The 20,729-nt window shown below is 70.8% G+C and carries 15 protein-coding genes; 3 read left to right on the top strand and 12 right to left on the bottom strand.

Features of this window, described 5'->3' with window-relative positions; all coding sequences use genetic code 11:
- Nucleotides 1-6 precede the first annotated feature (6 nt).
- From AC07OQ_RS23655 to AC07OQ_RS23640, 4 genes are all read right to left on the bottom strand, one after another.
- Nucleotides 7-795, bottom strand: coding sequence for a transporter substrate-binding domain-containing protein (locus AC07OQ_RS23655; RefSeq protein WP_495055600.1), 789 nt, complete (start codon nt 793-795; stop codon nt 7-9).
- Between the two features lie 40 nt (nt 796-835).
- Entirely contained in the window at nt 836-1,489 is a 654-nt protein-coding gene (locus AC07OQ_RS23650) for an amino acid ABC transporter permease (RefSeq protein WP_495055599.1), read from the bottom strand.
- A 21-nt stretch (nt 1,490-1,510) separates the two neighbouring features.
- The gene (locus AC07OQ_RS23645; RefSeq protein WP_495055598.1) at nt 1,511-2,182 is read right to left on the bottom strand and encodes an amino acid ABC transporter permease; all 672 of its coding nucleotides are present in this window, start codon (nt 2,180-2,182) and stop codon (nt 1,511-1,513) included.
- A gap of 124 nt (nt 2,183-2,306) precedes the next feature.
- Nucleotides 2,307-3,401, bottom strand: a complete 1,095-nt coding sequence (locus AC07OQ_RS23640; protein WP_495055597.1) for a LacI family DNA-binding transcriptional regulator — start codon at nt 3,399-3,401, stop codon at nt 2,307-2,309.
- 74 nt (nt 3,402-3,475) lie between these two features.
- Here AC07OQ_RS23640 and AC07OQ_RS23635 point away from each other — a divergent pair, with 74 nt between their 5' ends.
- Nucleotides 3,476-4,138, top strand: a complete 663-nt coding sequence (locus tag AC07OQ_RS23635) for an HAD family hydrolase (RefSeq protein WP_495055610.1) — start codon at nt 3,476-3,478, stop codon at nt 4,136-4,138.
- Nucleotides 4,139-4,414: 276 nt separating this feature from the next.
- On the top strand, nt 4,415-5,056 hold the full coding sequence (locus tag AC07OQ_RS23630) for a hypothetical protein (protein WP_495055596.1): 642 nt from the start codon (nt 4,415-4,417) through the stop codon (nt 5,054-5,056).
- A gap of 40 nt (nt 5,057-5,096) precedes the next feature.
- Here AC07OQ_RS23630 and AC07OQ_RS23625 read toward each other — a convergent pair whose 3' ends face one another.
- From AC07OQ_RS23625 to pobA, 8 genes are all read right to left on the bottom strand, one after another.
- Nucleotides 5,097-5,789 (bottom strand): protein-L-isoaspartate(D-aspartate) O-methyltransferase, encoded by a 693-nt coding sequence (locus AC07OQ_RS23625; RefSeq protein WP_495055595.1) that lies wholly within the window; start codon nt 5,787-5,789, stop codon nt 5,097-5,099.
- Between the two features lie 108 nt (nt 5,790-5,897).
- Nucleotides 5,898-7,472, bottom strand: a complete 1,575-nt coding sequence (locus tag AC07OQ_RS23620) for an ABC transporter substrate-binding protein (RefSeq protein ID WP_495055594.1) — start codon at nt 7,470-7,472, stop codon at nt 5,898-5,900.
- 45 nt (nt 7,473-7,517) lie between these two features.
- Nucleotides 7,518-9,584, bottom strand: a complete 2,067-nt coding sequence (gene pbpC / locus AC07OQ_RS23615) for a penicillin-binding protein 1C (protein ID WP_495055593.1) — start codon at nt 9,582-9,584, stop codon at nt 7,518-7,520.
- A 391-nt stretch (nt 9,585-9,975) separates the two neighbouring features.
- Nucleotides 9,976-15,852, bottom strand: coding sequence for an alpha-2-macroglobulin family protein (locus tag AC07OQ_RS23610; protein WP_495055592.1), 5,877 nt, complete (start codon nt 15,850-15,852; stop codon nt 9,976-9,978).
- A gap of 140 nt (nt 15,853-15,992) precedes the next feature.
- The gene (locus AC07OQ_RS23605) at nt 15,993-17,102 is read right to left on the bottom strand and encodes a BMP family ABC transporter substrate-binding protein (protein WP_495055591.1); all 1,110 of its coding nucleotides are present in this window, start codon (nt 17,100-17,102) and stop codon (nt 15,993-15,995) included.
- Between the two features lie 85 nt (nt 17,103-17,187).
- Nucleotides 17,188-17,724 (bottom strand): peptidase associated/transthyretin-like domain-containing protein, encoded by a 537-nt coding sequence (locus AC07OQ_RS23600; RefSeq protein WP_495055590.1) that lies wholly within the window; start codon nt 17,722-17,724, stop codon nt 17,188-17,190.
- A gap of 13 nt (nt 17,725-17,737) precedes the next feature.
- A complete protein-coding gene (gene pcaH / locus AC07OQ_RS23595) occupies nt 17,738-18,430 on the bottom strand; it encodes a protocatechuate 3,4-dioxygenase subunit beta (protein ID WP_495055589.1) in 693 nt (230 codons plus the stop codon).
- 34 nt (nt 18,431-18,464) lie between these two features.
- Nucleotides 18,465-19,631 carry a 4-hydroxybenzoate 3-monooxygenase gene (gene pobA / locus AC07OQ_RS23590; protein WP_495055609.1) on the bottom strand — a complete coding sequence of 389 codons (1,167 nt, stop codon included), beginning with the start codon at nt 19,629-19,631 and terminating at the stop codon, nt 18,465-18,467.
- A gap of 55 nt (nt 19,632-19,686) precedes the next feature.
- On the opposite strand from pobA, the gene AC07OQ_RS23585 reads away from it, so the two are divergent.
- Nucleotides 19,687-20,655: a helix-turn-helix domain-containing protein gene (locus AC07OQ_RS23585; RefSeq protein WP_495055588.1), complete on the top strand. Its 969-nt coding sequence runs from the start codon at nt 19,687-19,689 to the stop codon at nt 20,653-20,655.
- Nucleotides 20,656-20,729: the final 74 nt, after the last annotated feature.

Below are 20,729 nucleotides of genomic sequence, written 5' to 3'. Positions count from 1 at the left end.
GGTGGGTCACTGCATTGCGGGGAAGTCGGTGCCCAGCCACTTCTTGTAGTAGGCGTTCAGCTCGGCCGCGCGGTGTTTGTCGATGAAGGCGTCCACCGTCTTCAGCAGCTCCTCCTGGCCCGGGCGCATCGCCACGGCCATCTGCTGCTGGCGCAGCACGAACTTGTTCTCGAAGGCATTGCCGGCGCGCTGCGCGATCTGGGCGGCCACCGTGGTGGAGCAGCCGATCGCGTCGACCTGGCCCGACATCAGGGCCTGCATCGCCGAGGCATCGTCGTCGAAGCGGCGGATCTCGGTGCCGGCCGGCGCGGCGGCGGTCAGCGCGATGTCCTGGGTGGAGGCGCGGGCCACGCCGACCTTGAAGTTCTTCAGGTCGGCCGGGGCCTTGATCGCGGCCTTGGTGCTGCCGTACAGCACGATGGTGGCGGCGGCATAGGGCTTGGAGAACTGCACCTGCTTGGCGCGCTCCGGCGTCACGGCCAGCGAGGCCACCAGCAGGTCGACCTTGTTGGTCAAGAGGAAGGGAATGCGGTTCGGGCCGGTGACCGGCACGATATTGACCTTGACGCCCAGCTCCTTGGCCAGCAGCTTGGCCACGTCGGCGTCGTAACCGTCGGGCTGGTTGGCGCTGTTCAGGGTGCCATAGGGCGGGAAGTCCACCAGCATGCCCACGGTCAGCTCGCCCTTCTTCTTCAGCTCGGCCAGGGTCTGGGCATTCGCAACGTTCAGCGCGGCGCCCAGGCTCAGGGCGGCCAGGGCCGAGACCAGCAGGCGACGGGTAAGGGAGTTCTTCATCGGTTGTCTCCGTTGTGGATGGGGAAGAAAGGAGAAGGGGCTAGCGCGTCAGCGCCCGGGCGCGGCGGCGCTCCATGCGGGCCGCCAGCAGCGACAGCGGCCAGCACAGCGCGAAGTAGATCGCCGCGACCACGCTGAACACGATCAGCGGCTGGAAGGTGGCGTTGTTGATGATCTGGCCGGCACGCGTCACCTCGGTGAAGCCGATGATGGCGGCGAGAGACGTGCCCTTGATGATCTGCACCAGGTAGCCGACGGTGGGCGGCAGCGCGATCTTGAAGGCCTGCGGCAGGATCACGTCGCGCATGCGCGCGACGTAGCTGAGGCTCAGCGCCTCGGCCGCTTCCCACTGTCCGCGCGGGATGGCCTGGATGCAGCCGCGCCAGATCTCGCCCAGGAAGGCGCCGCTGTTCAGCACCAGCGCGATGCCGGCAGCGATCCAGGGGTTGATGTCGAAGCCCAGCACCGGCGCGCCGAAGAAGATCAGGAACAGCTGCAGCAGCAGCGGCGTGCCCTGGAAGATCTGGATAAAGCCGCCGGCGCCGCGCTGCGCGGCCGGGCTGTCCGAGACGCGGGCCAGCGCCAGCGCCAGGCCCACGAGCGCACCGCCGATGAAGGCGATCAGCGACAGCGCCACCGTCCATTTGGCGGCCTCGAGGATGAACAGGAATTCGGGGAATCCGAAGGTACGCATGCTGGTTGTTCTCCGGAATCCTCAGCGACGGTCGGGGTAGTTCAAGCTGCGCGCATAGATCACGCGGAACAGCGCCGAGAAGCCCATGGCCAGCAGCAGGTAGATCGCCGCGACGACGATGTAGATCTCGAAGCTGCGGAAGGTCTGCGACTGCAGGTTGGCGGCCACCGAGGTCAGGTCGTCGGCCGAGATCACCGAGACCACGGCCGAGCTCAGCATCAGGAGGATGAACTGGCTGGTCAGCGCCGGGTAGATGGCCTTCAGCGCCGGCTTCAGGATCACGAAGCGGAAGATCTCGTGGCGCTTCAGGTTCAGCGCCAGGCCGGCCTCGATCTGGCCCTTGGGAATGGCCTCGATGCCGGCGCGGATGATCTCGGTGGCGTAGGCGCCCAGGTTCACCACCATCGCGGTCAGCGCCGCGGTGTGGGCGCTCCAGCGCAGGCCGATGGCCGGCAGCGCGAAGAAGAAGAAGAACAGCTGGACCAGGAAGGGCGTGTTGCGGATCAGCTCGATATAGGCGTTGATCACGAAGCGCAGCGGCGCAGGACCGCCGGTCTTGCCCCAGGCGCAGACGATGGCCACGGCCAGGCCCAGCAGCATGGCCAGAAAGGACAACTCGATGGTGGTCCAGGTGCCCTTCAGCAGCAGCGGCCAGGCCGCGAACACGGCACCGAACTGAAAGTCGTAATTCACAACGCTTGTCTTCCGTTCTTGATCCGGTGGTCTGCGCGTTGATCGAGCGATCGATGCATTCACGCCACCGTTGAACGCAGTTTATGAAACCGGTTTCAAGGTTAAAACAAGGGTTTTCACCTAATTACGCCGGCTTGTGCGCAGAGGAACCGCGCACGATCAGGCGTCCGGGCAGCAGGATCTGGCGCGGTGGCAACTCCTGCCCTTCCAGTCGTTCCAGCAGGCAGCGCGCCGCGATGCGGCCCAGATCGCCGGTGGGCTGGGCGATCGCGCTCAGGCCCGGCCCGACATAGGGCGCCCATTCGGTCTCGTCGAAACCGACGAAACCCAGGTCGGTGCCGAAGCGCCAGCCCAGCCGGTCCAGCGCCGCCGCCACCCTGAGGGTGACCACCGCGTTGCTCGCCAGCACGCCGATGCGGCGCCGGCCGGCGCGCAGGCGCAGCGCGCGCAGGGCCTGGTCCAGGGCGGTGCCGTCGACCTCCCCTTCCCCGGCGCTCTCGAAGATCTGGCCGTCGACGGCCTCGGCATGGCCGGCGATGAACTGCCGGAAGGCCTGCGCCCGCTCCAGCCGCGAGCTGACGCCGGCGCTGGGCTCGCAGACGAAGAGCAGCTGCCGGCTGCCGCCGTCCAGCAGATGCTCGGCCGCCAGCTGCACCGCGCCGGCGTTGTCCAGCGAGACGAAATCCGACTGCATGCCGGCATGGCGGCGATCGATCAGCACCACCGGCTTGGACAGGCGCGCCGCCGCGGCCAGCGCGGCCGGGTCATGCCCCAAGGTGTTGAGGATGAAGCCCTCCACCTGGTAGGAGGACAGCGCCTCGATCGCCTCGCGCTCGCGCGAACCGTCGTTGCCCAGGTTGAACAGCATCACCAGATAGCCCGCCTCCTGGCAGGCGCGCTCGGCGCCGCGCAGCACGGCCACCGAGAAGGGATTCGTCACATCGGCCACCACCAGGCCGATCAGGCGCGAGCGGCCGCGCTTGAGCGCCTGGGCCATCGGGCTGGGGCTGTAGCCCAGCTCGGCGATCGCCGCCTCCACCTTGGCGGCGATGTCGCGCGTCAGCAGCTCGCCGCGATTCAGGAAGCGCGAGACGGTGGCCTTGGAAACACCGGCGGCCCGGGCCACGTCGGCAATGGTGGTGCGGCTGGTGGCGGGCGCCGCGGACGGGGCGATCTGCGGTGCGGCGGCACCGCGGCTTCTGGAGGTACTGGAGGGCATCTCTTACAGTCAGGCCGGCTGCCTGAAACCAGTTTCAGTTGTTTCAGCGAAATATAGCCGCTCAGGAGACGATGTTGAAGTTCGATGCCGTGCTGTTCGATTGCGACGGGGTGCTGGTGGACAGCGAGCCCATCACGAGCGCCGTGTTGCGAGACATGCTGGCCGAGGCCGGCTGGGTGATGACGCCGCAGGAATGCCTGGCCATCTTCCTGGGCAAGGCGGTGCTCGACCAGTCGCCGCTGATCGAGGCGCAGACCGGACGGCCGGTCACGACGCAGTGGCTGAGCGAATTCCGCGCTCGCCGGGACGAGCGTCTGAGCGCCGAGGTGCGCGCAGTGCCGCGGCTGCGCGAGACGCTCGACCTGCTGCGCTCCCGCTACGGCGAACGCATGGCCTGCGCCTCCGGCGCGGACCGCGGCAAGATCGAGCTGCAGCTCGCTTGCACCGGCCTGGCGCCCTTCTTCCTGCCCGGCCGCGTCTTCAGCGGCTATGAACAGGCGCTGAACAAGCCCGCGCCCGATGTCTACCTGGCCGCGGCGCGCGCCCTGGGCGTGGCGCCGGCGCGCTGCGCCGTGGTGGAGGACTCGCCCACCGGCGTGCGCGCCGGTGTGGCGGCCGGCGCCACCGTGTTCGGCTACGCGGCGCAGGGCGATGGCCGGGCGCTGAAGGCGGCCGGCGCCACCCGCGTGTTCGGCTGCATGGGCGAGCTGCCGGCCCTGCTGGGCCTGTCCGGCTAGCGCCCGCCATGAGGCAGCGCCGGAACAGGCGGGCCAAGGCCGCGCTGTTCGAGGGCTCGACAGCCCCTTTGTGCCGGCCTTGACACATGCCGGCGACGCGCCAGCAACACGCGCTGCGAAGAATCGGATGCGCCGGATGGGGCCTCTTAGCAAGCCCGTCCGGCAGCATCTCAACTTCGAGGAGTGACTATGAGCGCGATCGGCGGAATAGGCGGCGGCGCAAGCACAGCCTGGGCCGAAATAAGGATGGCGCGGGCCGAGGCCCGGCGCGCGCAGATGTTCGCTAAGGCGGACGCCGACGGCAGCGGCGGCGTCGATGCGAGCGAGCTGCAGACGGTGCTGGCGCGCCTGTCCGAGATGTCCGGCGGCTCGCTGGGCGATGCCGAGGAGCGGTTCGCGGCGATGGACGGCGACGGCGATGGCAGCCTCGGCAGCGAGGAACTCGACAGCGGCCTGAAGAACCTGCGGCCCCCGCCCTCGTCCACGCTGGAGTTTGCGCAACGCATGAGGGGTGGAGGCCCCGGCGGCATGCGGCCACCGCCGCCGCCCGGCGCGGCCGAGGAGGAGAGCGGCAGCGTCGATGCCCTCGACAGCAATGGCGACGGCGTCGTCTCGCCGCAGGAACGCCTGGCCGGCGCGCTGCAGCGCGCGATCGCGGCCAGCGACAGCGATGGCGACGGCACGCTCGGCGCCGACGAGACCGAGTCCTTCGGCACCCGGCTGGCCAGCGCCTTCACGCAGGCCCTGGCGTCCCCGGAGGCGGGAGACGCGGGCGCGGAGCAGCAGGACGACAGCCAGGCCGGCAGCTCGCAGGCCGCGGCCTTCGACCCGCTGGCGAACCTGCTGCTGCGCCAGTACGCCGGCCTGGCCGGCAACCGGCAGAACGCCAGCCCGGCGCTGGACCTGATGGCGGCCTGAGCCAGCGGGCCATCGGGGACGATGGCTTGGCCGCGCCGGCTCACTGGGCGGCGTCGGCCTCGTCCCCTTCCAGCAGCGAGAACAGCACCGGCAGCAGGGCGCGCAGGCTCAGGCCGCCGTCCATGTGGCGCTCGCCCACCACCAGTTGCTGCGCCGACAGCGGCCCCAGCGGCATCACCAGCCGCCCGCCGGGGCGCAGCTGCGCCAGCAGGGCCGGCGGCACCTGCTCGGCCGCCGCGGTGACGATGATGGCATCGAAGGGCGCGCGTTCGGGCCAGCCCAGGCGCCCATCGCCGATGCGCAGCTCGATCCGGCCCGCCTGCCCGTAGCCCAGCCGGTCCAGCCGCTGCCGCGCGCCGCGCGACAAGGCCGGGATGCGCTCGATGCTGCACACCTGCCCGGCCAGCTCGGCCAGGACCGCGGTCTGATAGCCCATGCCGGTGCCGATCTCCAGCACGCGATGCGCGGGCCGCAGCGCCAGCAGATCGCTCATCAGCGCGACGATCAGCGGCTGCGACACGGTCTTGCCGCAGGCCGCCGGCAGGGCCGTGTCGGCATAGGCCAGCGGGCGCAGCTCGGGCGGCAGGAACTCATGCCGCGGCACATGCTCCAGGGCCTCGAGCACGCGCACGTCCAGCGCGGCCTTGCCCAGACGCAGGGTCAGGCAGACCGCCTGGGTGGCGATATGCGCCAGCATGCGCTGGCGTTCGACGGCAAAGTCCAGCGTCGCCATGGGTCCCCCGGGGGTTGTTGGACCTGCTGCCATGCTACGCCGGCGCCCGCGGCCACACCAGGGGCACGACGACCGCTGTTCCGGCGCACCGTCACGCGCTAGGACGCGCTAGGGCAGGCGTACCCAGCGCAGCTCCAGCACGCTGTTGGGCCATTGCACCGCCTGCACCGCGGGCTTCATCACCCAGCTGTGCTTGATGCGGTACAGCGGCAGCAGCGGCAGCTCCTCGTGCATCAGTTGCAGGGCCTCCCCCACCAGCTGGCGGCGCCGCGCCAGCTCGGGTTCGATGGCGATGGCGTCGATCAGCGCATCGAGCCGGGCATTGCTGTAGCGACCGGCATTGAAGGCGCCGCCGCTCTTGGGGTCGTGGCTGTGCACCAGCGAGTTCAGCACGTTCCAGGCATCGGCCCCGGGCGACCAGCCATATTCCAGCAGGCTGGCGCTGGCCTGGCTCAGCTTGGGAAAGAAGATGCTGCTGGGCGAGGCCACCAACTGGGCCGCGATGCCCACCTTCTTCAGCATCGCGGCGATGGCCTGACAGCTGGCCTGGCGGTAGGAGACATTGACGCAGTCGAACACCACCGAGAAGCCGCGCGGATAGCCGGCCTCGGCCAGCAGCCTGCGCGCCAGCGCCGGGTCGTGGGGCAGGCGTTGTTCCAGCGCCGGCAGATAGCCATCCACCAGGGCGGAGAGATGCGAGCCGGCGGGCACGGCCTGACCGCGCAGCACCTGGCGCGCGATCAGGTCCATGTCGATCGCGTGGTAGACGGCGCGGCGCACGCGCAGGTCCTTGAAGGGGTTGCGCCCCTTCACATCGCTGCCGGGCAGCTCGCTGCGGTGCTGGTCGAAGGCCAGGTACTGGGTGCCGATGTCGCTCGTCTCCAGCAGCTTCAGGCCCCGGTCCTGGCGCAGCCGCCCCACGTCCTGGAAGGGCGGATCGATCACGAAGTCCAGCTGGCCCGAGCGCAGCGCGGCCAGCCGCGTGGCATCGGACTGGATCACCTGGTACCGCGCCTCGTCCAGATTGCCGCGGTGCGTGGCGCGGCCCCACCAGTCGGGGTTGGCCGTCAGCAGCGTGCCGACGTCGGCTTCGTAGCGCTTCAGCACGAAAGGGCCGGTGCCCATCGCATGGCGCACCGCATGGGTTTCCTGCCTGGCGTTGTAGTCCTGCGGTCGGCTCACCTGGTGCTGCTCGCACCAGGCCTTGCTCATCATCGCGATCAGCCAGAACTTCTCGGGCAGCAGCGCGTCCGGCGCGGCCAGCTGCACATCGACCGTCAGCGCGTCGATCTTCTTCGCGCCCAGCACGCCGCGCAGCTGGGTCGCCCGCTGCGATTCGCGCGCCAGCGCGCGCTCGACCGAGAACACCACATCGTCGGCCGTGAAGGCGCTGCCGTCGTGGAACCTCACGCCGGGGCGCAGCTTGAAGCGCCAGGTCCTGGCATCGAGCGCCGCCCAGGACAGGGCCAGCGAGGGCGCCAGGCGGAACTGCTCGTCGCGGTTGACCAGGCCTTCGTAGATCTGCGTGACGACGCGCGTGTGGTACTGCAGCGCCAGCGCATGCGGATCCATGGTCTGGGGATCGTAGGCGCTGGCGTAGCGCAGCACGCGCGGCTGGGCCTGGGCGGCGCCGGTCAGCGCCGCCATGAGGAGGATCAGCCAGCAGCCCAGGCGTCGCATCATCGGCACTCCGTTCGGGATGCGCCGCAGTATGCCCGTCCGGCCGGCTCAGCGGCCCTGCTTCAAACCCGCACCGCGCACCTCGAAGCGCAGAGTCTGCAAGACCTGACCCCGTGCATCGAGCAACTGCAGCTCGTGCCGGCCCGGCCACGGTGCCCAGTGCAGGCGCCGGCCCTGCCCCATGCGCCGGCCGTCCAGCACCCAGGTGCCGGCCTGGCCCTCGAAGGTGAGGCGCTGCGCGGCCGGCGGGATGTCGGGATCCAGCGCGAAGATGGCGCCCTCCACCGGATTGGCGATGCCGGCCAGCACCGGGCCGCGGGTCTGGGCGCTGGCGCGCATCAGGCCCTGCTCGGTACCGCGCAGAAACCACTCGGGCCGCGCCGGCTCGCCACGGCCGCCCTCGAAGGCGACATGCTGGCGCAGCAGGCCGGGCGGCGCGCTCGGCGCCTGCGAAGGCCGGCCCGCATGCAGCGCCTGCATCAGCGCCTGCCACACCGGTGCGGCGCCGCTGACGCCGCTGACCCCATGCATCGGCGCGCCGCCGGCATTGCCAACCCAGACGCCCACCGTGTAGCGGTCCGAGAAGCCGAGGCACCAGTTGTCGCGCAGGTCCTTGCTGGTGCCGGTCTTGACCGCGGCATAGCCGCGCGTGGCCAGTTCGCTGGCAAGGCCGAAGCTCAATGCGCGTGCGCTGTTGTCGGCCAGCATGTCGGCCACGATGAAGCTGCTGGCCGCCTCGGCCACGCGCCGCACCGGCCCGGTCGCGCCGATGGGCTTGAGCAGGCCGCCGTTGGCCAGCGCGCGGTAGGCGTTGGCGAGCGCGGCCAGGCTGACATCGGGGCTGCCCAGCGCCAGCGAGTCGCCGTAGTAGCCGCCGCTTTCGGGCAGTTGCAGCCCCCAGGCATTGAGGCGTGCGAACAGCGCGTCGGCACCCAGCATCGCACCGACGCGCACGGCCGGCACGTTGAGGCTGTTGCCCAGGGCCGCACGCACGCTGATCCAGCCGCGGAAATCGCGGTCGTAGTTCTGCGGCAGGTACAGGCCATGGCCGGTAGCCAGCTGGGCCGGCGAATCGTCCAGCAGGCTGGCCGCGGTGATCAGGCGCTTCTCCAGCGCCAGCTGGTAGACGAAGGGTTTCAGGGTCGAGCCCGGCTGGCGCCGCGCCAGCACGCCGTCCACCTGCGCGGCGCTGGAAATCTCCCCGCCGCTGCTGCCCACCCAGGCCAGCACCGCGCCGCTGGCGTTGTCCAGCACCAGCACCGCGCCGTCCTCGACATTGCGGCCCGACAGCTCGCCCAGTTGGCGCTTCAGGGCCGTGACGGCCAGGCGCTGCAGGCCGCCGTCCAGGCTGCTGCGCTGCGCGGCCGGGCCGTCGGCGCGCAGCACCCGGCGCGCGTAATGCGGCGCCAGCTGCTCGCCCAGCGGCATGCCGGCACGACGCTCCAGCGCGGCCGACAACTGGCCTTCGGCGCCGACACAGGGCAGGCGCTGTTCGGCGAGCAGCGCGCAGGCGCGCTGCGCCACCAGCGCCGGCTGCGCGTTCGGCGCGCGCAGCAGGGCCGCGGCCAGCGCGGCCTCCTGCGCATCCAGCCCGGCGGGCGCCTTGCCGAACAACACCTGCGACAGCGCGTTGATGCCCACCAGCTCGCCGCGGAAGGGCACGCTGTTCAGATAGGCCTCGAGGATCTGCGCCTTGCTCCAGCGCGCCTCCAGCTGCTTCGCCACCACGACCTGGCCGAGCTTCTGCGCCACGCCGCGGCCGCCGCCGGGGCGAGCTAATGCCTCGTCGACCAGGCCGGCCAGCTGCATCGTCAGCGTGGAGGCGCCGCGCGTGCGCCGGTTCCACAGATTGGCCCAGGCGCTGGAGGCCACGGCGTTCCAGTCGACGCCGCTGTGCTCGTAGAAGCGCCGGTCCTCGCTGAGCAGCAGGGCCTGCAGCAGCGCCGGCGACATCTCGGCCAGCGGCACCCAGGCCAGCACGCGCCGGCTCTTGTCCAGCCTCAGGGTCTGCAACGGCTCGCCGCGGCGATCGAGCAGGGTGAAATCGGAGACGCGATGGGCGGTCTTCACGTCGGCAAAGCTGGGCACGCCGGCAAAAGCTACGCCGCAAGCCATCAGAAGCACACCGCACAGCCCTCGCCGCAGACCTCGGTGCAGCGATGGCCAAGAGCAGGGGGTGGGGGGCGCAGCGAAGTCAAGGAGGAGGGACGGGCATCGCCCGGCCCGGGGGAGCGAGCCCGAACACAAACAGTCCGGTGGACTGTTTGTGCCTGGCGAGCGCTTCAGGCGCCAGCCTGAAGCATGAGCGAAGCCCCCCACCCCCTGCTCTTGGCGACCACCCGACGACATGCGGAAGATGGCGCGATGGAGCAGGCCGCCAGGGCGCGCTACTCCGCTCATGTCCTCCGGCCGCGGCCCATGGCCGCAGCCTCCCCCTTTACTTCGCTCCGCAGCACGCCCTGCCGTCCCGCTCCAGGCAACGCGGGTGTCCTGCGTCGAAACTCGGTCACGGCGCCACCTCGAGCGCCGCATTCGGCAGCTCGCCAAAGCTGTCCGGTGCATACATCGCCTCGGCGCGCGTCGGCGGCAGCTGGAAGCGGCCGGGGTTGTTGAGCCGCAGCGTGTACTCGATGACATGCTTGCCGCGTGGCAGGTATTGGTAGTAGCCGCGCCAGGCCTCGAAGCCGCGCTCCTCATAGGCCAGCCAGGCAGCGCCCTCCTGCTTCTCGTCCTGGGCCGCGATCGACGAGTCGCCGCCCAGGCCCGAGCCCAGGATGGTGGCGCCGCCGGGCACCGGGTCGGACAGCACGACCCAGCTCATGTCGGCCTGCGCCTCCAGCTCCAGGCGCACGCGCACCACGTCGCCGCGGCTCCAGCGCTCCTTCACCTTCTGCTCGACGGGCTGCAGGCTCTTGCTGATGCGGTAACCCGAGACCAGCGGCGCCTTCAGCGGCAGCGCGGCCAGGCTCTGCACCGTGACCCAGGGCTTGCCCGGGCCCAGCTGCTCCACCGACAGTGTGCCGGCCTGCGCCGGCCAGGGCAGCAGCATCGCGGCGCCCTCGGGCTGGCGCGTCCAGTCCAGGTTCAGGGTCTTGCCGCCCAGCACCGCGACGCTCTTGCCCACCGGCCTGGCGGATTCGTAGCGCGCCGCGAACTTCTGCAGCGCCAGCACGCCCCAGAGATTGGCGGTGGTCGTGCCCCAGGCGCCCTGCCTCTGCCGGCCGAGTGCGCCCTGCAGCAGGCGCGGCAGCTCGTCCTGCCAGCCCGGCGACTCCAGCACCGCGAGGATCAGCCGCGCGGCGTTGGCATCGGCGCTGTCCATCAGCCACCACCAGGCGTCGCCCTCCTCGTTGCTGAACTTCAGGGTGGTGCCGGCATACGTGAGGCGGCTGCGCAGCTGCGCCTCGGCCTCGGCGATGCGCTTGTCGCGCTCCGGCGCACCGGCGAGACGGCGATGGATCTGCAGCCAGTCGATCAGCGCGGCGGTGGGCCAGCTGCCGATATTGCGCGCGTCGACGGTGGCCAGCAGGCGCGGGCTGGCACGGCCGTGGCGCGACAGAGCCTCCAGCGCGGCGATGCGGCGCACCTCGCTATCCAGACCCGGCGGCTTCGGCGACCAGAAGCGCCGCTGCACGCGGCCCTCGACGAAGGCGACGAGGCCGTCCAGCATCGCCTGGCGCGCGCCTTCCGGCAGGGGCAGGCCCGCCTCATGCGAGGCCGCCAGCAGATGGGCGCTCAGGCGGTCGCTGCCCTGCGGCGCCTGATCGCCGCGCGGCGGGAAGTAACCGGCCAGGCCGTCTGCATCCAGATAGGTCGGCAGGCGGCCCATCAGCGCCTGCCATAGCGCGGCGTCGCCCAGCCCGATGGCCTTCGAGCTCAGCTGCTCCAGGCAGCTGTAGGGATAGGTCTCGAAGAAGCGCCGCAGTCCGGGCAGCGCGCCGCTCAGCCTGGGCTGCAGCGCCACATTGACGCCGCCGCGGCCCGGCAGCGCGTCCGTCGGCGCCGCGACCGGCAGGCTCAGGCGCCCGTCCAGTTGGCTCAGGCTGGCCTGCAGCACCCGCACCGGCACCGCGGGCACGACCAGCTGCGTGGTCTTCATGCGGTCACGGGCCCTACCCTCCCCATTGGCACTGCCTTGCTCCGCCACCTCGGCCTCCCAGGCCAGGCTGACCGCACCGGGCGGCACGCTGACGCTCCATTGCAGTTCGCGCGCCGCGCCGGCGGCCAGGGTCAGGTCTTGCGGCCCGAGATTCAGACTCTGGCTCAGCGGCTGGCGGTGGATCTCCGGACCGGCGTCGGAGCCGAGATTGGCCATACCGGCCAGGCTGGCGCGCAGCCTCATCTCGCGGTTCGTCGTGTTGCGCAGGGTCAGCAGCGCCTGGAACCGGTCGCCCTCGCGCACCAGCGGCGGCAGGCCCGACAGCAGTTGCAGGTCCTGCGTGACCCGCACCAGGGCCTGGCCGCTGCCGAAGGCCTGGGCGCCGGCATCGGCCACCGCCACCAGGCGGAAGCTGGTCAGCGAATCGTTCAGCGGCACCTCGACCAGGGCCTCGCCCTTGGCGTCGAGCTTGACCCGCGGCTGCCACAGCAGCAGCGTGTCGAACAGCTCGCGCGTCGCGCCGCGCCCGCCGCCGCCGCCCGCGGCCACCGCCTTGCGGCCGTAATGGCGCCGGCCGATGATCTCGCTCTGCGCGCTGGCGGTCTCCACGCCCCAGGGGCGCTGCCGCAGCATCGCGTTCAGCAGGTCCCAGCTCTGGTTCGGCCGCAGCGCCAGCAGGCCCTCGTCCACCGCCGCGAAGGCCAGCTCCGCGCCGGCGGCCGGCCGGCCGTCCGGGTTCAGCACCTTGATGCGCGCCTGCGCCTTCTGGCGCACGCCGTACTGCGGCTTGTCGGGCGTCACCGTCACTTGCAGCCGGTGCCGCGCCAGCCCCACCTGCAGCGCCGCGACGCCCAGCTTGAACGAGGGCTTGGCCAGGTCCACCAGCGCGGTCGGGGCCTGGTAGTCGCGGCCGGCGCGCCAGTCGCGCCACCAGTCGCGCGGCGCGCGCCAGCCCCAGGTGAAGAAGCTGTACCAGGGCACATGGTGCACGCGGCCGCGCAGCGCCAGCACCGAGACATAGACATTGGGCGACCAGTCGCGCTCGATCTTCAGCTCGATCGTCGGATCGTCGCCGCGCACCGTGACGACCCGGCTGTCGATGATGCCCTCGCGCTCGATCGCGACCAGCGCGGTCGCCTCGCGGTAGGGCATGCGCAGCTGCAGGCGCGCGGTCTCGCCGGGCTCGTAGGCGCGCTTCTCGGGCAGCAGATCGATGCGGTCATCGTTGTCCTGCGCGAACCAGAGCTCGCCCTGGCGCGTGATCCAGACGCCGGTGGCGGCCTCGACCGCGCGGCCCTCGGCGTCCTTGGCCGCGGCGATCAGCTCCACCTGGCCGGCCGCATCGAGCTTCGCCTCGCAGGCCAGCAGGCCCTGGGCGTCGCTCGTGCCGCTGCACACCGCGCCCAGCTCCTTCAGCTCCACCTTGTTGTCGTAGGCATAGAAGCCGCCGACCATGCGCTTGCGCGTGGACAGGGTCTGCGTCAGCCGGGCGCGCACCGCGATGCTCTGCCCGGCCAGCGGTTTGCCGCTCAGGTCCAGCGCCACCACCTTGAACGCGACCTTGCCGCGGTTGCTGGCCCAGGAGGCCGCGCGCAGGCCCAGCACCAGCCGGGCCGGCCACAGCGGCAGGCTGACGGCGCGGGTCTGACGCTCGCCGTTGGGGTCGTTGAAGCTGAGCTCGGTCAGCAGCTCGCTCGGCTCCGCCACCTTGGGCAGGCCCTTCAGCGCGATCGTGGCCGCGCCCAGGGCGTCGGTCGTCAGGGCCAGCTTGTCGGCCACCAGCTTGGCGGCGCGCTGCGGCGTCTCGCCATCGGACTCCTCGTCCGGCGCCTGCGCGGCACTCGCCGGATCGCGCGGCGGCTGAAACTGGAAGTCCTCGTAGCCGGCGAAGCCCAGGCCGCGCGGGCGCAGCAGGGCCGACACCGACAGCGGCACCTGGGCCATGCCGCCGCCCGACAGATAGTTCAGCTGCGCCGGGATCTGCAGCTCGGTGGGCGACACCAGCGGGCCCTTGGGCGGCGTCAGGCTCGCCTCGACCAGGGGCACACGGAACTCCTCGACGCGGAAGTCGCCGCTGGACCAGCTGCGCTTGCTCGCGCCCTCGCCACGTTCCAGGCTGACCCGGTAGACGCCCAGCTTGGCGGCCGGCGGGATCGCCCATTGGCTCAGCGCGCTGCGCTGACCCTCCCAGGCCAGCGGCTCGGGCAGTAGGAACTCCTGGCCGCTTCCCTCATGGGTCAGGCGCACGCGGGTGGGCAGCTGCTCGGCCTTGGGCAGGGTCAGGCCTTGCCCGGTCTCGAAGCGGAAGAAATGCTTCATCGACACCGTCTCGCCGGCGCGCAGCAGGCTGCGGTCCAGCACCGTGTGGGCGCGCGCGTCGGGCGCGGCGCCGCGCGCCGTCGGGTGGTTGAAGCGCCAGGATTCGATGCCGCGGTTCCAGTCGCTGAACACGAAGGCCATGTCCTGCACGCCCAGCGGGCTCTTGCTGCGGGCGGTGACGAAGAAGCCGTACTCGCCCTCGCAGCGCTCGCCGGCAGCACCGCGCGGCAGCATCAGCGCCTGCGGCACCGCGGCGCGGCCCTGCGCATCGGTCTTGCCGGCCCACAGGCGCTTGCCGCGGCAGTCGCTGACCGCCACCTCGGCGCCGGCCACCGGCCGGCCGCGGTCCAGGCTGGTGACCCAGACCAGGCTGTTCTCGCGCCCCCATTTGAAGTGCACGCCCAGATTGGTGACCAGCACGCCGGTGCGCACATACATCGGTTCGGACTTGTCCAGCAGGGCCTGGCCCAGGCGCTTTGATGCGATCTCGACGACGTGATAGCCCGGCGTCGCGATCGGCAGGCCGACCACCTCGAAGGGGCGCGGGTCCTCGACCTTCAGCGCCGGCAGGGTCAGTTGTTGCGAGGCCGGGTCCTTGGCGTCCAGCAGCGGCACCTCGCGGGTCGCGACATAGCGGGTGACCTTGCGCGAGATCGTGCGGCCCTGGGCGTTGGTCTCCTCCACCATCTCGGTCCATTGCGAGCTGGGCAGGCCCAGCTCGCGCGCCGGCAGCCGGGTCTCATGCCAGCGCTTGAGCTTCAGATGGGCGGCCAGCACCTCGGCATCGCCGTCCAGGCGTTTCAGGCGCACCGCGCCGGCGGCCATGTCCTGCTGCGTGTGGCGCAGCGTGATCGGCAGCAGCGCGGGACTGCCCGCCTCGCGCTCGGTCGGCAGCTCGATGATGCCGAAGGGCGCGGCCGCGAACTTGGCGATCGGCGGCGCGCCGCCGGTGACGACCTTCAGCGGGAAGCTGGCGGCATTGGACAGGGGCCGGCCGCTGGCATCCTTCAGGCCGGCGGGCAGCTCGAGCGTGAGGGCCGCGTTCTCGGCCAGCGGCGTCGGGAAGCGGATCTCGGACAGCTCGGCCGACTTGTCGTCCTTATCGATCAGCGGCGCGATGGCTGAACCGCTCGCAGGCTTCAGCCGCACGGCCAGCGCCGCCTCGCGCGGCACCGGATCGGAGAAGCGCAGCGACAACGGCCGGATCGGCAGGCAGGGCGCGCCGGCGCGTTCGCGCTCGCAGCTGAACTCGGCCGTCAGCGGCTCGCGCACCTGGTAGTCGAAACGCTGCTCCGCGCGCGTCAGCAGCTGCGGGTTCAGCGCCGAGGCAAGACCCGGCCCCCAGACCAGGCGCACGCGTGCCTTGGGCGGCAGCGGGCGCTGGCAGCTTAAGAGCAGGTAGCGCTCCTGCAGCCGGGCGGCGATGCGCTTGCTCTTCAGCAGCGCCTCGCGCTCGGGCCCGGTGATCGCACGCACCGGCAGGCGTTCGCCGATGCCCTCCGCCTCGCACCAGGCGCCGCGCGCCAGGCTCTCGGGCTTGATCGCGCCGGTCAGCTGCAGCAGGAAGGCCTGGCCCTCCTCGATGCGGCTGCCCGGCCAGGGCTCGACCTGCACGACGCTGGGCGCGCCGGTGTTGAACATGAACTCGCGCGGGCCGCTCAGCTCGCCCTGCAGCGGCTTGAACTCGGCGCGCAGCGCGATGCGGCAACGCGCGCCGGCCGGCAGCGGCTCGTTCAGGTCGAACAGCCATTCGTTGGCACCGGACCAGCGGCCGTTGCCCTTGGGGGCGGGCAGGCCATCGCAGGACAGCGCAGCCGGATCCGGCAGGCGCGGATCGCCTTGCGGCATCACCGCTTCGGAGAAGCGCAGGCGCAGCTGGCGCACCGCCTGCGCCACCTCGCCCTGCGGGCTGACCTGCACGACGCTGGCGGCCTGCGCCAGCGCGGCCGCCATCAGCAGAACCATGGATCCCGCCAGCTTCTCCAGCTTTGCGCTGCGCCCCCCCTGCTGCTTCATCGGCCCTCCCAGGCTGTGGTTTGCCCGGGGAGTCTAGGCCAGAGCAGCGTGGCCGGGGACGGGCGGCCGGGGAAGGCGCCCCGGGGGCTCTAGCGGCCCGTCGCGCCGCCCTGGACGCCCCGGACGAACCAGTTCATCGTGGCGATGGCCTCGTCGTCCAGCGCCCCCTGGGCGAGGCGTTCCTGGCCCTGCGCGTCCACCAGCCGGCCGGAGAAGGGCGTGAAGCGGCCGGCCACGATGTCCTTGCGGCGCTGCTCGATCAAGGCGCGCGTGGCCTTGGGCACCGCGGGGCTGAGCGCCGACAGTTCTATCATGCCGCTCTTCAGCCCGCCCCAGACCGGCTGCGGCTTCCAGCGGCCGGCCTGCAGCGCCTGGACCTGCTGCGTGTAGTAGGCGCCCCAATGGTGGGTGACGGCCGCCAGCTGGGCATTCGGTGCGAAACGGCGCATGTCGCTGGTGTAGGCGATCAGCTTGACGCCCTTCTCCTCGGCCGCCTGCGGCACGGCGGGCGAGCCGCTGTGGTTGGTCAGCACATCGGCCCCCTGGTTGATCAGGGTCAGCGCAGCCTCGCGCTCGCGCGGCGGGTCGTACCAGGCGTTGAGCCAGATCACCTTCACCTGCGCCCTGGGATTGGCGGCCTGCATGCCCAGGGTGAAGGCGTTGATGCCCTGGATCACCTCGGGCAGCGCAAAGCCCGCCACATAGCCGGCCACGCCGCTCTGGCTGCTCTTGCCGGCCAGCAGGCCGGCCAGGTAGCGGCCCTCGTAGAAGCGTGCGTTATAGGTGTTCAGGTTGGCCGCGGTCTTGTAGCCGCCGGCATGCTCGAACCTGACCTGCGGGAACTCGGCCGCGACGCGCAGTGCCGGCTCCAGATAGCCGAAGCTGGTGGCGAAGATCAGCTGGTGGCCCTGCGCGGCCAGGTCGCGCATCACGCGCTCGGAGTCCGGCCCCTCGTTCACGCCCTCGACGACCGTGGCCTGCAGGCCCAGGGCCTGCTCCATCGCGCGGCGGCCCTGGTCATGCTGGTAGGTCCAGCCGGCATCGCCGACCGGGCTCACATAGACAAAGGCGGTCTTGGGAGGCGGCGCGGGCTGCGCATGGGCCAGGCCGGCGGCGAGGGTCAGCCCGGTGAGGCCGGTGAGGCCGCCGCGCAGCAAGGCGCGGAGTGGCCTGCGTATTTTAGAAGTGACGCTCTTCATGGGACTCCGGAAATAAGTGGGGCGGACTCGCTGCCCGCCTGGCGGCCATTGTCGCCGCTCTGCGCTTTTTTCCGGTCGCCCGGCGTCAGGCGTAATCGAAGAACACCGTCTCGCCGGCCGCATCGCCCTGCAGCCGGATGTCCCAGCGGTAGTTGCCGGGGGTCAGGCCTTGCGCCAGCAGGCTGGCACGGCGCGCCGCCGGCACCTGGGCCAGCAGTTCGGAGCCGGCCAGGCCGGGATCGTCCGCCAGGAAGACGGCGCTGAACTGGTGCATCAGCAGGCCACGGGCAAAGACGGTGATGTAGGCGGCCGGCTCGCCGGGCTGGCCGGCGGGGCTCAGCCAGAGGCGAAAGCGCCCCTCCTCGTCGGTGGCGACGCGGCGAAAGCCCGGCATCGGCGCCCCGGCCTCCAGCTCGACCGCGGATGGGGTCCAGGCCTCGATCCAGCCGTCGTTGATCGCTTGGCCTTGGCCGTCCAGCAGGCGCCCCTCGAGGCACAAGGTGGCCGATGCCGGACGCGCCCCGCCCGTCGTCGCGTCGACGGCCCATTGCCAGGCCTCGTGCGGGAAGGGACCGATGGTCTGGGAGCTGGTCAGCCGCGATTCCTTGCCGAGCTTGTTCATGGTGCGAGGCTCCTCACAGGCCGAAGGGCGTGGCGCCGCGACCGCGCAGCACGATGTCGAACACATAGCCCAGCATCTCGCCGCCGACGGTCTCGTCCATGCTGAAACCCGCGACCAGGCGCTGGCGCGCCGCCATGTCGGGAATGCCCTGGAAGATGGGATCGAAGTCGAACAGCGGGTCGCCGGGGAAATACATCTGCGTGACCAGGCGCTGCGCCTGCACATTGCCGAACAGCGAGAAATGGATGTGCGCCGGGCGCCAGGCCTTCTCGTGGTTGCCCCAGGGGTAGGGGCCGGGCTTGATGGTGATGAAGCGGTAGCGGCCTTCGGCGTCGGTCAGCATCTTGCCAAGACCGTAGAAGTTGGGGTCCAGCGGCGCCGCGTGCTGGTCCTTCTTGTGCCAGTAGCGGCCGGCGGCATTGCATTGCCAGACCTCGACCAGGGAGTTGCGTACCGGGTGGCCGTCCTCGTCCAGCACGCGGCCGGTGACGACGATCTTCTCGCCCAGCGGCTCGGCCCGGCCATGGCAGCTCAGGTCGGCATCCTGCGGCCTCAGCAGGCTGCGCGCGAACTCCAGGCCCCGCCCGGCCGGCAGCGGCGCCCGCAGGCGCAGCGCCGGCTGCGAGGGGCCACGCAGCTGGGTGGATTTGTAGGGCGGGTAGATCAGCTGGGGGTAGACGCCCGCGGGCGCCGGGTCGAAACGCATGCCTTGTCTCCTTGATCGATTGTGCCGTCCGGGGTCAAAGCGGCAGGCCCACATAGTTCTCGGCGATCACGCTGCGGCCATGCGGCGAGGCCAGCAGATAGTCCAGTTCGGCCTGCTGCAGGCGCTGGTCAAACTCGCTTTGCCCGGGAAAGCGGTGCAGCAGCGAGGTCATCCACCAGGAGAAACGCTCGGCCTTCCAGACACGCTGCAGGCAGCGCTGCGAGTAGCCGTCGAGGCCCGAGGCATCGCCCTTGTAGAAATCGCACAGGCCCTGCCAGAGGTAGGCCACATCGGAGGCGGCCAGGTTCAAGCCCTTGGCGCCGGTGGGGGGCACGATGTGGGCGGCATCGCCGGCCAGGAACAGGCGGCCGTGACGCATCGGCTCGGCCACGAAGCTACGCAGCGGCGCGATGCTCTTCTCGATGGCCGGGCCTTCACTCAACTGCGCCGCCACCGCAGCCGGCAGGCGGCGGCGCAACTCGGCCCAGAAGGCCTGGTCCGACCATTGCTCGACCTTCGCGTCGGCGGGCACCTGCAGGTAGTAGCGGCTGCGCGTGGGGCTGCGCTGGCTGCACAAGGCAAAGCCGCGCTCGTGGCGCACATAAATCAGCTCATGCGCCAGCGGCGGCACGTCCGCCAGCAGGCCCAGCCAGCCAAAGGGATAGACCTTCTCGTAGGTGCGCAGCACGTCGGCCGGAATGCTGTGGCGGCAGATGCCGTGAAAGCCGTCGCAGCCGGCGATGAAGTCGCAGCGGATCTCGCGCCGCACGCCGCCCTGGCTGAAGCCGACGCGCGGCCGGCTGCCGTCGATATCCAGCAACTGCAGGTCCTCGGCCTCGTAGAAGGTGGGCAGGCCACCCGCGACGCGGGCCTCCATCAGGTCGCGCGTCAGCTCGGTCTGGCCATAGACCGTCACCTGGCGGCCGACCAGGGACTGCATGTCGATGCGGTGCAGGGTCCCGCCAACGCAGAGCTCGAAACCGGCATGCGACAACCCCTCGCGGTGCAGACGCTGCCCGACGCCCGCCTCGTCCAGCAAGCTCACCGTGCCGGGCTCCAGCACGCCCGCCCGAATGCGCGACAGCACATGCTCGGCACTGCGCAACTCGACAATGGTATTCGCGATACCGCTTTTGGCCAGCAGCTGGCCCAGCAGCAAACCGGCCGGCCCCGCGCCGACGATCAGCACTTGGGTGCGCAAGGGCGTGTTGTGATCAGGCATGCGCGAAGCGTAGGCGAGCAGGGACTAATCCTCAATGGACGCATCTGCCGCAACTTTGCACAATTCGAACATTGCCATCGCCACGGAGCTGCCGCTCATCATGGAATCACCGCTGCCCGCCCACTCGCTCTACGGCGAACAGGGCCGTGGCATGGGTACCGTCGACTGCCTGCATTGCGAGTCCATTGCCGAGCGCAGCCGTCTGCATCAATGGGAAATTCGCGCGCATCGCCACGAGCTGCTGTTCCAGTTGTTCTGGATCGCGAAGGGCGCTTGCGAGGCCAGCATTGATGGCCAGCTGAGGCGGGTCGAGGGCCCGAGCCTGCTGCTGCTGCCGCCGGCCGTGATGCACGGCTTTCGCTTCGACCCTGCTGTCGAGGGCTTGGTCATTACCGTGCAGGCTCTGCATCTGCGACGCCTACTGGACCAACACGCCGGACTAGAGGCCCGCGTCATGAGGGCCGGAGCGCACGCGCTAGACCCGGAGGAGGCGGGCCGGATTTGCGGCGCCATGTTGAATCTGCGCGACGAGTTCCTTGGCGCAGCCAGGGGATGGCGCGCCCTGGCCATCGACAGCGCGCTGCTGCAGCTCCTGGTGGTTTGCGCACGCAGCCTGCCGCTGGATGGGGCCACGCATAGGCAAGGCAGCCGGGCCCAGGAGCATGTGCGGCGCTATCAGGCGCTGATCGAGCAGGAATTCCGTGCGCAACCCGCGCTGTCCAACTGCGCCGAACGGCTGGGCATTACCGGCACGCAGCTCAACCGCGTCTGCCGTCAGGTGCTGGGCCGCTCCGCCTTGAGCCTGCTGCAAGCCCGCCTGCTGCTGGAAGCGCAGCGGGAACTGGCCTACACCGGCATGAGCATCAAACAGATTGCCCACGGCCTGGGCTTCGTCGATCAGGCCTATTTCGCGCGGTTCTATCAACGCCAAACCGGCATGCCCCCCACCGTCTGGCGGACGCGCTCGGCGGCTACCGCCGCCGCCGCCATCGGCAAGCAGTAGCATTTCGCCCGCTGCAAAAGCAAAACCCCCGCCACATTGCTGAGGCGGGGGTTCTGGGGGTAAATAGCCTGACG

The sequence above is a fragment of the Roseateles sp. GW821-FHT09B06 genome (assembly GCF_059418245.1).
The sequence above is the reverse complement of the archived record's forward strand: the minus strand, read 5'-3'. Positions and strand labels throughout refer to the sequence as shown.

Excerpts from the sequence above, each read along its gene's own strand:
- AC07OQ_RS23655 (WP_495055600.1), bottom strand. The coding sequence starts at position 795 with ATGAAGAACTCCCTTACCCGTCGCCTGCTGGTCTCGGCCCTGGCCGCC.
- AC07OQ_RS23650 (WP_495055599.1), bottom strand. The coding sequence starts at position 1,489 with ATGCGTACCTTCGGATTCCCCGAATTCCTGTTCATCCTCGAGGCCGCC.
- AC07OQ_RS23640 (WP_495055597.1), bottom strand. The coding sequence starts at position 3,401 with ATGCCCTCCAGTACCTCCAGAAGCCGCGGTGCCGCCGCACCGCAGATC.
- AC07OQ_RS23630 (WP_495055596.1), top strand. The coding sequence starts at position 4,415 with ATGTTCGCTAAGGCGGACGCCGACGGCAGCGGCGGCGTCGATGCGAGC.
- AC07OQ_RS23625 (WP_495055595.1), bottom strand. The coding sequence starts at position 5,789 with ATGGCGACGCTGGACTTTGCCGTCGAACGCCAGCGCATGCTGGCGCAT.
- AC07OQ_RS23620 (WP_495055594.1), bottom strand. The coding sequence starts at position 7,472 with ATGATGCGACGCCTGGGCTGCTGGCTGATCCTCCTCATGGCGGCGCTG.
- pbpC (WP_495055593.1), bottom strand. The coding sequence starts at position 9,584 with ATGGCTTGCGGCGTAGCTTTTGCCGGCGTGCCCAGCTTTGCCGACGTG.
- AC07OQ_RS23610 (WP_495055592.1), bottom strand. The coding sequence starts at position 15,852 with ATGGTTCTGCTGATGGCGGCCGCGCTGGCGCAGGCCGCCAGCGTCGTG.
- AC07OQ_RS23605 (WP_495055591.1), bottom strand. The coding sequence starts at position 17,102 with ATGAAGAGCGTCACTTCTAAAATACGCAGGCCACTCCGCGCCTTGCTG.
- AC07OQ_RS23600 (WP_495055590.1), bottom strand. The coding sequence starts at position 17,724 with ATGAACAAGCTCGGCAAGGAATCGCGGCTGACCAGCTCCCAGACCATC.
- pcaH (WP_495055589.1), bottom strand. The coding sequence starts at position 18,430 with ATGCGTTTCGACCCGGCGCCCGCGGGCGTCTACCCCCAGCTGATCTAC.
- AC07OQ_RS23585 (WP_495055588.1), top strand. The coding sequence starts at position 19,687 with ATGGACGCATCTGCCGCAACTTTGCACAATTCGAACATTGCCATCGCC.